This window comes from Candidatus Symbiopectobacterium endolongispinus (assembly GCF_018777385.1).
GTDB classification, from domain to species: Bacteria; Pseudomonadota; Gammaproteobacteria; order Enterobacterales; family Enterobacteriaceae; genus Symbiopectobacterium; species Symbiopectobacterium endolongispinus.
Genome location: NZ_JAFJYB010000009.1, coordinates 1 through 13094, shown reverse-complemented (window position 1 = coordinate 13094; position 13094 = coordinate 1). Strand labels below are relative to the sequence as shown.

Sequence of the window (13094 nt, the reverse complement as noted above, 5' to 3'; positions counted from 1 at the left end):
GAAAACCTCTGGAGAATGCAATGGGGTTTTTTTCATAACCTGTAACAAAGTGTTTGCGCAGAGCAGTATAGGGAAAAGAGGCATTAAAAAAAAGCAATGGCACACGAATTTGTGCGGCGGGTCATTCACAAATCGCCTCCTTTTACGGAGGCGATAAGCGGTTTAGCGAGCGGCGCGCTGATTCACCCACAGGTTAATCAGCAGAGTGATGGCCAGACCATACTTGAGCAGCGAGAACTTCTCCGCCACGCCAGCCAGCAGGAAATACATGGCGCGCAGACCCAGAATGGCGAACAGGTTGGACGTCAGCACAATGAACGGGTCGGTAGTAACCGCAAAAATAGCCGGGATGCTGTCAACAGCAAAGATAACATCGCTGATCTCAACCAGAATCAAGACTAAAAACAGCGGGGTGGCATACAGAATCCCGTTGCGTCGCAAGAAGAAGCGTTCGTTTTCAATGGTATCCGTCATCCGCAGGTGCCCGCGTAACCAACGCACTAATGGCTTGTCGCCAAGATCGCCACCATCGTCTTTGGAAAACGCCATTTTCAGGCCCGTGAACAGTAAGAACGCGCCAAATACGTAGAGCAACCACTGGAACTGAGTAACCAGCCAACTTCCACCAAACACCATCAGCGTTCGCAGGATGATGGCACCCAGCACGCCATAAACCAGCACACGCCGCTGATATTGCGCGGGCACGCCGAAATAGCTGAACAGCATCAGCCAGACGAAGACGTTATCGACGGCAAGTGCTTTTTCGATCAGATAGCCAGTGAGGAAGGCGAGGGCTTGCGTGTTGGCGACTTCTACGCCGAGTGTGCCTTTCAGATACCACCAGAATCCGGTGTTGAAGGCGAGCGACAGCGTAACCCAAATCAATGACCAGGCTGCAGCCTGGCGAAATGTCATGGTAGTGGCACCCTTGCGCCCTTGATAGAGTAGGTCTACCGCCAGCATGGCGATAACGATGACAGCGAAGCTGCCCCACAACCACGGCGTACCGATGGAGTTCATAACTGGTTCCTTGCAACAAAAATTAACACCGCCAGGCCTCATTTTTATCTGGCGCGGTAGCAGGCCAGGTAAAAAAACGACATGTATCGGAAGACACAGGTCGTTTGGTCACTCGCGTTGCAAATGTCCCTCGCCTTCCGGCAAGGTCTCACTTACAACGCCAATGCGGAATGCTCATTGGTATTGCCCGATAACCGGAAGCATATATCTACTCACTTTATAGCAAGCTTGACACATGACTTCGTAATGACGATTAATCGGCGGAAAAGTTACTCCCCTTTGCATCAGCAAAGATAGGTGAAAAGTCGATCCAGGTCAAATTTTGTGAGCGCTTTCCACCTGCTCCGTTATTGATCCTCAGAAAGTACGTTGCTGTCGGCGGGGAACACCACGCCAGTCTGGCGGCGAATTTCTGTTTGTAAGCGCGCGACGGTGAGTGAGCGTGCCAGAAAGGCGTGATTGACATCATTCTGGGCGACCAGTGAGGCAAAGGTTTCCACTTCATACAGCATGCTGTTGATGTGCTGCGGTTGGGACAAATCGATTCGTTGACCGTTGCGCGGCACCAGGCTCACTTGCTGGCATTCCGACAGCCTGTCGATGACTAGCGAACCTTCCTCCCCCTGGATTTCACTGGGGATGGCGCTGTTGCTCACCTTGTAATGCGCGATAATCACGTCAAAATCCCCGTAATTCAGTAAGACGCTGCCGTGCCCGTCCACGCCGCTTTCCAACATGGCCGCACTGGCCTGAACGTTGTGAGGAACTCCCCACAGGCTGACAGCGAATGCAAGGCAGTAGTAGCCAATATCCATGATGGAGCCGTTAGAAAACGCCGGATTGAAGGTGTTGGGATTCTCTCCCGCCAGATAGGGCTGGTAACGGGAAGAATATTGGCAGTAATTCAGGAACACTTTACGCAACCGACCAATGCGCGCCAGGCCCTGCGTCACCACGGCGTAATTGGGCAAGCTCGCGGTTTTGAAAGCTTCAAACAACACGACCTGATTGGCTTGCGCGCACGCGATCATTCTCTGCGCCTGGGCATGGTTCGATGCCAACGGTTTTTCGCAGACCACATGTTTGCCATGTTCAAGAAACAGGATGGATTGTTCCGCATGCAGGCTATTTGGACTCGCGATGTAAACCGCATCAATCAGGTCGGACTGGGCGAGCGCCTCCAGAGAGGTGAAGCGGTGTTCAACCAGATAGTCCGTTTGAAATTGCTGCGCTTTTTCCTGCGAACGGGAGTAGATGGCGATCAATTTCATCTTACCGGTTTCATGTGCAGCATCAACAAACTGGCGCGTGATTTGACTGGTTCCTACAATAGAGAAACGAATCATGACGGATCGATGTTCCTGGCGAGAGCGTAAGGAAAACAGAGCAACATGATGTGGGCGCAAGGCAATCGTCGCGTCGCGGTTCTGCGTAGGGGGAAAACCGCGGCAACAGGGCGTCACGCGCCTGGATTCGCCCTGACTGACGAAAAGCATTTACTGCTCCGCGACGTTACGGGGTACACTGCGCAACCTTTATGACGCGGGAGAGGCCGATGAGCCAATTGGAACTGGAAACGCGAACGCTCACGTTGGTTCGTTATCCGAAAACGTCTGAGAATTCCACCTTACAAGCCTGGGAAGCGGCAGACGCGTTTTTGCTGAACGAGATTGCTACCATGGAGCTTGCGCCAGGGCCCGTTGTGATTCTGAACGACACATTCGGTGCACTGGCCTGTGGATTACAGGCGTATGAGCCGCTCTGCGACAGCGACAGCTATTTGAGCCAACTGGCGACGCGGCATAATCTGTCGCTCAACGGCTTTACGCCGGAGTCCGTCGTGTTGCAAGACAGCCTGATGGCGTTACCTGATGCGCCATCGCTGGTGGTTATCAATGTGCCAAAAACCTTAGCGATGCTGGAGCATCAGCTTCGTATGCTACGCTCGGTCGTCGCCCCGAATACGCGAATTATTGCCGGCGCGAAGGCGCGCGATATTCATACTTCCACGTTGCAGCTGTTTGAAAAAATTATTGGCCCGACGCGGACTTCACTGGCGTGGAAAAAGGCACGCCTGATTCACTGCGACGTGGCACAAATCAATGTAGGTGAGTATTCACCAACCGTTGAGTGGGAACTGGAAGGGTGTGGTTACCGCATCCACAACCATGCCAACGTGTTCTCACGCGGTAGCCTGGACATCGGTACGCGCTTTTTTATGCAGCACCTGCCGAGTGATATTGAAGGCAAGATGGTGGATTTAGGCTGCGGTAACGGGATTGTCGGGCTGGTGGCGCGGGCGCAAAACCCTTCAGCGCTGGTTAGCTTTATTGATGAATCTCATATGGCGCTGGCTTCCAGCCGCATGAATGTTGAAATCAACTGTCCGCAAGACCTGCCGCGTGCCAGTTTTGTAGTGAATAATTCGCTGGCCAACATTGCCCCTGATTCGCTGCAAGCGGTGCTGTGTAACCCACCGTTCCACCAGCAGCAGACCATCACCGACCATCTGGCCTGGAACATGTTCAGCGATGCGCGTCGCTGTTTAGCGCACGGCGGTGAGCTGCGTATAGTAGGCAATCGCCACCTCAACTACTATCCGAAGCTGAAACACCTGTTCGGCAACTGCGAACAGCTGGCGGGCAACAACAAGTTTGTGGTGCTGCGCGCGATGAAGCTGGCATCGTCTCGCTGAACGGGGCTTGAGTCATCGGCTACAGCGTTAGCGCCAGCCGGGTGGCCTGGTCGATGGCCCGCCGGGCATCCAGTTCGGCGGCGACATCCGCACCGCCAATCAGATGCACGGCGCACCAGTTGGCCTGCAATGGCGCATAGAACTCGCGCCGTGAATCCTGTTCTGCACAGACGATGATGGTATCGGCGGCGATGCATCTCTCCTGGCCCTCATGAATAATATGCAGCCCAGCATCGTCAATAAAACTTACGCCGTGACGCAGTAGCTGCGCCCGGTGTATCCATCCGGTGGTTTTGCCAAGATGCTCACCCAGTTTTCCTGCCTTGCGTTGCAGCAGCACAATTTCATGCTGATGCGCTGCGCCTGTGGGTGCTCCGGCGGCGAGCGGTAATACGCCGCCCCGTGTATCGAGAGTACGATCGATACCCCATTCGGTATAGAAATCGGCTTGCGGGGGGGGAGCTAAGATAATGGGCAACATCAACACCGATACCTTCTGCACCGATAATCGCCACCCGTTTGCCAACGGCAACCTTATCGCGCAGCACCTGTAAGTAGCTCACTACACTTCGGTGATCAATGCCGGGAATCTCCGGGGTGCGTGGCGTTATGCCACACGCCAGGATAACGGTATCAAAGGTTTTAAGATCGTCGATCGTGGCTTTGGTGTTGAGGCGGACTAATACGTGAGTGAGCACCAACATACGGCGGTAATGGCGCAGTGTCTCTGTAAATTCTTGTTTGCCGGGAATTTGCCGGGCCAGATTAAACTGACCACCGATGTTACTGTCCGCTTCGAACAGCGTAACTGCATGGCCGCGCTGTGCGCGTTAATGGCAAAAGCGAGCCCTGCCGGACCAGCGCCAACGACGGCAATTCGTTGCGGTGTGTCTGTTGCGATTACCGGGAGCGTTGTTTCGTGGCAGGCGCGCTGGTTGACTAAACATGACGTTACCTTGCCGACAAATATGCGATCGAGACAGGCCTGATTGCAGCCGATACAGGTATTGATCTCATCGCTGCAGCCCGTTTCTGCTTTCTCAAGCAAGTGTGAATCCGCCAGAAAGGGACGCGCCATGGAAACCATATCGGTGCAGCCCTGTGCCAGCATCTGTTCTGCCTGAGCCGGATCGTTGATGCGGTTGGTAGTGATAAGCGGTATGTTTACCTTGCCCATCAAACGCTGGGTCACCCAGCCAAAGGCCGCGCGCGGCACCAGCGTTGCGATGGTCGGGATGCGTGCTTCGTGCCAGCCAATACCGGTGTTAAGCAACGTGACACCAGCGGCTTCCATCTCTTGAGCCAGCGTTTCTATCTCTTGCCATGAGGAGCCGGACTCCACCAGATCGAGCATGGACAAGCGATAGATGATAATAAAGTGTGGCCCGGCCGCACGGCGCACTGCACGCACAATCTCCAACGCTAAGCGGCGGCGGTTCTGTTCGTTACCACCCCAGTCATCATGCCGCTGGTTGGTGCGTTCAACCAGAAACTGATTAATCAGATACCCTTCAGAGCCCATGATTTCCACACCGTCATAGCCTGCCTGCTGGGCCAGCGCAGCACAGCGCGCAAAATCAGTGATGGTGTGTAAAATCTCCTCATGTGTCATGGCGTTGGGAAGGAAGGGGCTGATCGGTGCCTGAAGGGCGGAAGGTGCAACGGGATCGGGTTGATAGCTGTAGCGCCCGGCATGCAGAATTTGCAGCGCAATTTTCCCTCCCGCTTCATGCACCGCAGCAGTTATTGGGAGATGGTGAGGTAGCTGTCCTTCATATTCAAGCGCCGCTCCGCCAGCGACCACGGCACCTTTGGCGTTGGGCGCAATACCGCCAGTAACAATCGGTGCAACACCGCCCTGCACGCGTTCTCGGTAAAATGCCGCCAACCGTTCAGTGCCCTGTGGATGCTCTTCCAAACCGGTGTGCATAGAACCCATGATGACGCGGTTTTTTAACGTGGTGAAGCCCAAATTGAGGGGCGAAAAAACTTGGGGTAGGCGTGCATGGTGCTCTCCACAGAAACCGCGTAAGAGACTGGTCTGATGAGTTTACTGTAGCGAGTGTTGGATGATATGTGAAATAAATGTTTATTTAATGTGATTTGTGTCATTCCCTGTGGCGAGACTCGATAATCGGGACAGTATGCCAGAAGGTTTGTTGTCCGTGCCAACAATCATTATAATTCGCGGGATCAGAGTGCTAAGGAATCGCTATGTGGGTGGATGAGTTGGAACCGGCGCTGGAAAGTGCGCTTACCGATTTGGAACGTTGTGTTAGGTTGCAGCAGCAAGGCTGGCGTCAGGATCGTGAAAGCTGGCAGCAGCAGCTCACGCAGGCCCAACAGCGGGAAGCGGAGCTGTGCGCGCAGATCGAAAAGTTAGTGATTCAGTTAAACTCTATGGATGCGTCGCCGGAACGAAATCCCCTGGTGTAGCGCATTAAAATGATTGGCGCCTATATTGACGCCTTGGCGAAGGATGCCTCCGCCTTTAGTCGTTCACTTCCCTGATCGATTTGATTTGTCCTGTTTTTTCCACTGGTGTTGGTGCTCGCTGAGCAAACGGCAGAAGACTGCCGTTTGCATGACGCTGTGTGGCTTACAGTAGCGTCATGGTTAAGTCGATATTGCCGCGTGTGGCATTAGAGTACGGGCACACGATATGGGCTTTTTCCACCAGTGCTTGCGCGGTTTTACGCGCCAACCCCGGCAGATCAATTTTCAATTCCACTTCAATAGCAAATCCGGTTGGTGCGGCACCGATGCCGACACCCCCCTCAATGGCGGTCGCCGCTGGCAGTGCAATTTTTTCTTTGCTGGCGACAAACTTCAGCGCGCCAAGGAAACAGGCAGAGTAACCTGCGGCAAACAGCTGTTCCGGGTTAGTTCCTTCACCACCAGCTCCGCCCAGTTCGCGCGGTGTCGTCAATTTAACGCTCAGTTGCTGATCGGAGGATTCGGCGCGGCCATCACGTCCGCCAGTGGCTTTTGCGTGAGCGACATACAGTACTTTTTCAATGGACATGGTGTAACTCCTTATAGGCTATTTTTTATCAAGATATTAAATCGTGAGCTATTTAAATGGTCGAAATAAAACGTCGAGATTAGCGGCCATCAAAGATTCTCGATCAGTCTGGCACGCAGGTATTCTAACTGCTGCTTCATCGCTTGCAGCGTGCTGTCATCGCATTGCGTTGCACACCGCATATTTTCCGGTATAGCACTCGCTTTTTGTTGCAATGTGCGGTCTTCTTCCGTCAACCGAATCAGCACCTGACGTTCATATTCCGCACTGCGCGTTCTGCTGACCAGGCCAGATTGCTGTAATCGTTTGGGCAACGGCGTCAGCGTGGCGGAATCCAAATAAAGCTGCTCACACAGTTCCGATACCGTAATCCCATCGCGCTCCCACAACACCAGCATGACAAGATACTGGGGGTAGGTGAGTGACAGCGCTGCCAGCTGTTTTCGATAGACTTTATTCATTGCCAGATTGGCTGAATAGAGTGCGGAACAGGGTTGTCCGTCAAGCTGATAGGCTTGCGCGGGCAATGATGTCGGTACTGTCTGCGTTTTCTTGTTCATGAAATACAATCCATATAGACAAAGATTAAATAGTAAGCGATTTAAGTGCGAAAAACTTTGTTTTTTGATAATTGATTGATTTTATTAATTTTATATTTTCATTGTTACCTAGACTAAGAGGGCCCTAACGTTTTCCTTGCAGGGTTTACATAGTTTCTCCGCATTCTCCACATTTGACGTAATTGTGGAGACGGAACTTGCAGAGATTTACCCTTACGCTAATTAACTCGAAGTTGCACTGTCTATCTATACTCAACACCGTCAAGACGACAATCGTCGTTAACGAGTAACCTGGAAAGAGAGAGATAGCACTATGCGTAAACTGACAGCGATTCTGGTGGCATCTACATTGGCGTTTGGCGCGGCGGGTATTGCGCATGCGAACGATGCTCAAAAAGGCCACGGTCATGAAGCTCGTATGATGAAAGGTGAACGCGGTGGCCCTCGCGCCGGCATGCATGAAGAGTGGATGCTTAAAGATCTCAACCTGACCGAGGCGCAGAAAAAGCAGTTTAACGAAAATTTTGATAACCGCATCAATCACAAGATGACTGAACCCACTGAGAAGGCGGTTTTTTTTACGCCAGACACTCACCGGCCAATGGTTAACGTGCGAGAAGCGTAAGCCACTCATTATGGGTTAGCTTGCGGTAAAACGGGCGTATGCGTACCTTAACGAACTGCAAAAGCGCCTGCTCGTCCATTGATTCGGCTTTGGGCGGATAATCCCACCAACCACTGTCATACAGTTGGTAATAGAGGCTGTTCAGATAGCGTGTAGTTTTTTGAAAAAAATGTGGGCCAAAGTCGAAAAATTGCTCAGAAAACAAATATAAGTTCTCTTCTATGTCCTTGGTGTTCTGGGTGTTCAGCAAATACCACAACTGTATCTTCAGCCAGACCAGTGCGCTGGCATTTGCGCTGGGCCTTTTTATCTTATTCTCATACAGATAGCGATCGAGATAACCGTTTATCTCGTCATAATCCAGCTTCACGTCCAGGCAAAACGACGCAATAATAAGCAGCGTTTCAGAGTCATTACCAAACAGCACTTCCTTTTCTGCCCAATCAATCAGCGCGTTATAGTGCTTCTCCCTGTGTAGAGACTCAAGCAGGGGTTCAAACTCATACAGAGACAATAAATCCTGTAAGGTGTAGGGATAGGTTAATGCATCCATGCCATCATCCTTTTAAAAATGCGTCAATCACTCATCAGCGCGATGAGCGCAATCAATGCGGGAATTGCTTGAACATAGAGGATTTTCCGGCTCACGGTGAGGACACCGTATAGCCAGGCAACCAGAACGCAGGCAAGGAAAAAGACCTTAAATTGAAAACCTGCTTCACCCAGACATAATCCCCAGAGTAATCCAGCGGCTAAAAAACCATTGTACAAACCCTGATTCGCGGCCATTGTCTTGGTATCGCGAGCAAAATCAGCTTTGAGATTAAAGACTTTACGGCCAACGTGGGTGTTCCACAAGAACATTTCCAGAATGAGGATGTAAACATGTATCGCTGCAACAAGGGCAATTAGAATGTTTGCCAGCACAATCAAGCCTCATCGAAACCGTGGCGTAGGGGATTAAAGTATAGGTGAGGTGGGTGGGTAATGAGTAAGTAATGTTTAACGTCTTGCCGATCACTGGGCACTCTTTGGCGCATGATGAGCCATAAGTTCAATCACCCAGTCGATAAACACCCGAAGCTTGACGCTTAAATACCGGTTTGGGGGAAACGCCAGATAAAGTGGCATTGGACTAAATGCCCACTGTTCGAACAGTCGGTGCAATTCGCCACGCGGCTCATGCGCCTTTGCCATGTAGGTGGGCAACAAAATAATACCAAGTCCTGCCAGGCCAGCGGCAAGATAGGCATTACCATCATCAACGGCAAGCTGATAACGTCCGCTAATCCTGACCGTGTTGCCGTCACGGGTCGCTTCCAGTGCCGCAACCTTCCCGGTTTGCGAATTCAGATAGCCGACCAGATAATGCTCTGATTGTTCCAGTTGATTGGGGTGGATTGGTGTCCCCGCGCGAGCCAGGTAATTCGGCGCGGCATAGGCTCCGATCGTCAAATCTCCCACATGACGGGCAATAAGTGACCGTTCCGAGATACTGCCTCCGCGTATCACGCAGTCTATATTCTCCCTGACCATGTCTACCTTTCGATCGCTGGCCCCGAGATCAATCTGGATATCGGGATATTGCGCATAAAATTCAGGTAAGGCGGGTACCAAAATCAGACGAGCCAATGGGCTGGGAACGTCAATGCGCAGCTTACCTCTGGGCGTTGTAACGGCATTGGAGAGGCTGGTTTCCGCATCATCCATCGCGGCAAGCAAACGGACGGCATGCTCGTAATACACCGCGCCATCGGCGGTAACATGCACCTTCCTGGTGGTTCTGTTCAGTAATTTGACGCGCAACCGGGTCTCGAGTTGCTGGATTAACTGTGTAATGGTGGTCTTATTCATCTGTAACGTCGCAGCGGCCTTGGTAAAGCTGCCCGACTCGACCACGCGAATAAAAGCCTGCATTGCGTCAAAGCGATCCATCTCGTTGCCTCATGCCTTTATGATTGTTTGTATTTTAAAAATAATGAAGCGGCGTTTTGCGCGTTTATCTCACCGCCACTATGCCTCTAGACTTCGGTTACACACAAGTTATCCATCTTGAAACGAGTTATTCAGGGGTATGTTATGACAATACGCGATGTGGTTTTTCCTGAAGGGCGGCAAGATCTCTATAACCGCAATCGATATTCCCCGGCAGTGAGAGCCAATGGCTTTTTATTCGTGTCAGGGCAGGTGGGCAGTCGGGAAGATGGTTCACCTGAACCAGATTTAAAAACACAGGTAAGGCGGGCATTTGAGAATTTGAACGCGGTGTTGTTTGCCGCAGGCTGCACGTTTGAGGATGTTGTGGATGTGACCGTTTTTGTGGTCGATCCTGAATTAAACTTGGAAACCATCTGGAGCGTGGTCCCGGAATTCTGGGGCAAAGCGCCATATCCTGCGCTGACCGGCGTCGGCGTCTCTCGGCTGTCTGGCTTTCACTTTGAAATCAAGGTAACTGCCAGGTTGCCGTAAGCATCTGCGCTCAACCTTAAGTGAACGCCCAGATTATAGCGCCTAACGAAGCGAATCATCCGGTGATGCGTTTACGCTGACACAGCACCATAGCGCTGTGTCAGCAGTATTTTTTTGAAACAAGCCAGAGACTTAGTCCTTAATTACTGCCAGTTACCTGCTTACAGCTTTCCAGCCAGCCAGTGGTATCAATCTTGCCGTTTGCCAAATACCTCTGTTGATTTCGCCAGTGCGCAGCAAGTAAGGGCTTGAGTCCAGAGAGCCTTTTGTTGAGGGTGAGCATTTGATCAAACACGGTAACCTCATGTTTCAGTCCATCTTGCCCATATAAGGTTGCCGAATCGACCAGACTACTGGCGTAATAACCCGTAAGTTGCTGTAGTCGTTCAGTTTTGCTCACTGAGTTTAGCTTTCCGGTTGGCGCAATTTGTATCGCTTGCGTCTTTGTCTTTACAGAGTGCATCATAGTTTTGATTCAAGAAGTCAAGGAAACGCCAATCATCTTGCAGTTTTGTACACAAAAAGGAGCCTAAGTTAAGGCTGGCACGGATCGATTGCGCACGCTCTTCTTGCTGCTGTTGATTGCTGGCGCGCAGTTGATTCTCCAACTCTTTGAGCTTTTGTTTCAGGGCTGTATCCTCAACGCCAGAAGCAAGGCTCCCCAGTGCTTTGGCGGTATCTTGCGATTCGTCTTTTTTCTGGTCAGCATTTGGGTTACTGGTGCCGAGTGTTTCCCAACTTTTTTCTAGCTGTTTAACCCTGCCCTGTGAGGTTATTGTCCGGGAGACGACGACCAGGCGCAGGCCCGTTGTTTTACTGGTGGCGGGTGCTGCATTGTCGTAGTAATTAACTTCTTTACGCATTGCGCTTCGAATATCTGACTCATTAGACAGGTAATTGCCACCGCACACCACAAAGCCCCCCGGTTTGACCATGCATGCGGTGCAGTTTGTTAAGAGAAAACGGAGTAAACATCATTTCGGACACATTGCCTAGCATGTCATACAGGCCGAGCGGGTTGTGAGCAAGACGCCACACCAATTGTATTTTTCCGTTGGACGATTGAGCGCCGGCATACCATTCATAGTTCTTGATATCATCCATCGGATAGCGCATATCGCGAAACTCGGCGCTGTTCACTTTTAGTCCGCCACGGGCAGCAAATTCCCATTCAACTTCCGTCGGCAGTCGCAAAAAACCCGGCTCATCTTCTTCTTTGGGTAATTTGTCGCGGGCGTTGCTGCGCAACCATTGATTGTATTTGTCAGCGGCTGTCACCGCCTCAAACCAACTCATCCTTGTTGCTGGTATGCTAAGTTTGCGAGAAGGTGTAGGACAATTACCTTCCATCAATGTCTGATATTGCAAAGCTGTGAGCTCATATTTGGCCATCAGGTAATAGCGTCCTTTGCCTTTACTTGAATCAGCAAAGCTTCCAGCGATAAAGGCGGGGTAGCTGTGTTCGATAACGCCCCATTCTCCGCCATCTTGCCCGAGAGTTATCGGTAAATCATCGAGGGGGCTAGCAACGGGAATATCAATTCGACGAAAAGCCATCGCAAGGCATGGGCAGGATAATATCTTCATCATCAGGTTTGGGATTGAAAGCATCTTTATCCCAAGCGGTGGCTAATGCCGGGGATATATTCACGGACAGGCCAAGCATCAGCAAGGGCACGAGTGAAAAAGGAGTATAGGTCACAAACTGTCTCCGCTAATGATCAAGTAATTTGGTCGATGAAGTGGAATACATCACAGCTCACGCAGGCTCTGCGCCGGTTCAATATTGATGGCGCGATAAGCTCCGATGCTGGCAACCAAGATCGCCACTACCGTCGTCAGCGCCATGGCTATCAGACTGTGTTCTAACGTAATCTTGCATAGCATTTGGCCCGTAGTCAGGTTACTGGCCAGTGCACGGTTAAGTACCTGGCTGGCGATGAGATAGATACTATAGCCACCGACATAAGCGGTGAGACTCAACAGGCAGCCCTGTAAAATCACATACAACCCGACGGCTGGCCCAGTGAAATCAAGTAGGCGCAATACGGCAATATGCTTACGTTTGTGATCGACATTGGCGATGAAAGAGCCGATCAGAGAGGCAATGCATCCAATCAGTGCCGTTGTAGCAATCGTGTTAAAAATTACGCCTAGCTGATCAGAATAGAGATAAATGGATAAGGTACTGCAAGATAAATGGGACTTTATGGTACTTCATGGGACATTACGTAAGATATGTTATGTAATTCTTTTACAGTATATGAAAAAAGAAGGGGTACGCAGGCCCCCAGTAATTTAGTAACCAAACAACGCCCATTTTAGCAGTGCGTCTGCATCATCTTTTAAGCTTCCGAGGTCTTTACCAGGAGAGAGCATTGTTGCGACGCTTAGAGCATTTAGTATTAATTGTGCCTGGTGGAACTTGCTTTCCTGATGCAGTCCCAAAATCTCATCTTTGCGCATGACAGCATAGCGTTGAATCGCCGATTTTGATGCGCTGAACCCCTTATCCGCTAACCATAATGATAGCCATTCATAACCGGTGAAATTTGTTCGTAAAAGCTCACTATGCAACTCAGCACGAATATCTTCAGGTAACTTATCTATGTTGCTTGGTCTGGCCATCGTCCGTCCTTCACTAAATTAATGGGGAATTTTACTCCACCGGTTCCGGTTCGTCATTAGGTTCACCGTCAC

At 51.0% G+C, this 13094-nt stretch carries 17 protein-coding genes and 1 pseudogene; 4 read left to right on the top strand and 14 right to left on the bottom strand.

The features are described from left to right. Positions 1-162: 162 nt before the first annotated feature. Together JZM30_RS22780 and JZM30_RS22775 are read right to left on the bottom strand one after the other, a co-directional pair. Positions 163-1020, bottom strand: a complete 858-nt coding sequence (locus JZM30_RS22780; RefSeq protein ID WP_252321437.1) for a TerC family protein — start codon at positions 1018-1020, stop codon at positions 163-165. 347 nt (positions 1021-1367) lie between these two features. After that, positions 1368-2366: a Gfo/Idh/MocA family protein gene (locus JZM30_RS22775; protein WP_252321484.1), complete on the bottom strand. Its 999-nt coding sequence runs from the start codon at positions 2364-2366 to the stop codon at positions 1368-1370. Between the two features lie 209 nt (positions 2367-2575). Here JZM30_RS22775 and rlmG point away from each other — a divergent pair, with 209 nt between their 5' ends. Continuing rightward, entirely contained in the window at positions 2576-3715 is a 1140-nt protein-coding gene (gene rlmG, locus JZM30_RS22770) for a 23S rRNA (guanine(1835)-N(2))-methyltransferase RlmG (protein ID WP_252321436.1), read from the top strand. A gap of 19 nt (positions 3716-3734) precedes the next feature. Here rlmG and JZM30_RS22765 read toward each other — a convergent pair. Beyond that, positions 3735-5687, bottom strand: a pseudogene (locus JZM30_RS22765) (2,4-dienoyl-CoA reductase FMN-binding domain-containing protein). A 242-nt stretch (positions 5688-5929) separates the two neighbouring features. Here JZM30_RS22765 and JZM30_RS22760 point away from each other — a divergent pair. Next, a complete protein-coding gene (locus JZM30_RS22760; protein WP_308167209.1) occupies positions 5930-6151 on the top strand; it encodes a hypothetical protein in 222 nt (73 codons plus the stop codon). 163 nt (positions 6152-6314) lie between these two features. Here JZM30_RS22760 and JZM30_RS22755 read toward each other — a convergent pair whose 3' ends face one another. Both JZM30_RS22755 and JZM30_RS22750 read right to left on the bottom strand, forming a co-directional pair. Then, positions 6315-6740 (bottom strand): organic hydroperoxide resistance protein, encoded by a 426-nt coding sequence (locus JZM30_RS22755; RefSeq protein WP_252321435.1) that lies wholly within the window; start codon positions 6738-6740, stop codon positions 6315-6317. Positions 6741-6829: 89 nt separating this feature from the next. Then, positions 6830-7300, bottom strand: a complete 471-nt coding sequence (locus tag JZM30_RS22750; protein WP_252321434.1) for a MarR family winged helix-turn-helix transcriptional regulator — start codon at positions 7298-7300, stop codon at positions 6830-6832. A gap of 313 nt (positions 7301-7613) precedes the next feature. Between JZM30_RS22750 and JZM30_RS22745 the strand changes: the two genes are divergently transcribed. After that, complete coding sequence (locus JZM30_RS22745) at positions 7614-7925, top strand: hypothetical protein (RefSeq protein ID WP_252321433.1); 312 nt, start codon at positions 7614-7616, stop codon at positions 7923-7925. On the opposite strand, the gene JZM30_RS22740 is transcribed toward JZM30_RS22745, so the two are convergent. From JZM30_RS22740 to JZM30_RS22730, 3 genes are all read right to left on the bottom strand, one after another. Next, positions 7906-8478: a hypothetical protein gene (locus JZM30_RS22740; protein ID WP_252321432.1), complete on the bottom strand. Its 573-nt coding sequence runs from the start codon at positions 8476-8478 to the stop codon at positions 7906-7908. The two genes, JZM30_RS22745 and JZM30_RS22740, sit on opposite strands and share 20 nt — an antisense overlap. A 23-nt stretch (positions 8479-8501) precedes the next feature. Continuing rightward, complete coding sequence (locus tag JZM30_RS22735) at positions 8502-8852, bottom strand: DUF1304 domain-containing protein (RefSeq protein WP_252321431.1); 351 nt, start codon at positions 8850-8852, stop codon at positions 8502-8504. Positions 8853-8942: 90 nt separating this feature from the next. Next, the gene (locus JZM30_RS22730) at positions 8943-9860 is read right to left on the bottom strand and encodes a LysR family transcriptional regulator (RefSeq protein ID WP_252321430.1); all 918 of its coding nucleotides are present in this window, start codon (positions 9858-9860) and stop codon (positions 8943-8945) included. Between the two features lie 144 nt (positions 9861-10004). Between JZM30_RS22730 and JZM30_RS22725 the strand changes: the two genes are divergently transcribed. Beyond that, positions 10005-10394, top strand: a complete 390-nt coding sequence (locus JZM30_RS22725; RefSeq protein WP_252321429.1) for a Rid family hydrolase — start codon at positions 10005-10007, stop codon at positions 10392-10394. 139 nt (positions 10395-10533) lie between these two features. Here JZM30_RS22725 and JZM30_RS22720 read toward each other — a convergent pair whose 3' ends face one another. The 6 genes from JZM30_RS22720 to JZM30_RS22695 all read right to left on the bottom strand — a co-directional run bounded on the left by JZM30_RS22720 (position 10534) and on the right by JZM30_RS22695 (position 13022). Next, positions 10534-10794 (bottom strand): hypothetical protein, encoded by a 261-nt coding sequence (locus JZM30_RS22720; protein WP_252321428.1) that lies wholly within the window; start codon positions 10792-10794, stop codon positions 10534-10536. After that, on the bottom strand, positions 10781-11257 hold the full coding sequence (locus JZM30_RS22715; RefSeq protein ID WP_252321427.1) for a hypothetical protein: 477 nt from the start codon (positions 11255-11257) through the stop codon (positions 10781-10783). The genes JZM30_RS22720 and JZM30_RS22715 overlap by 14 nt, the downstream gene beginning before the upstream one ends. A gap of 22 nt (positions 11258-11279) precedes the next feature. Continuing rightward, entirely contained in the window at positions 11280-11951 is a 672-nt protein-coding gene (locus tag JZM30_RS22710; RefSeq protein ID WP_252321426.1) for an SUMF1/EgtB/PvdO family nonheme iron enzyme, read from the bottom strand. After that, on the bottom strand, positions 11932-12096 hold the full coding sequence (locus JZM30_RS22705) for a hypothetical protein (RefSeq protein ID WP_252321425.1): 165 nt from the start codon (positions 12094-12096) through the stop codon (positions 11932-11934). Before JZM30_RS22705 ends, JZM30_RS22710 begins: the two co-directional genes overlap by 20 nt. Positions 12097-12146: 50 nt before the next feature. Then, entirely contained in the window at positions 12147-12530 is a 384-nt protein-coding gene (locus tag JZM30_RS22700) for an FtsX-like permease family protein (RefSeq protein ID WP_308167213.1), read from the bottom strand. Between the two features lie 162 nt (positions 12531-12692). After that, a complete protein-coding gene (locus JZM30_RS22695; protein WP_252321423.1) occupies positions 12693-13022 on the bottom strand; it encodes a phage protein Gp27 family protein in 330 nt (109 codons plus the stop codon). Positions 13023-13094: the final 72 nt, after the last annotated feature.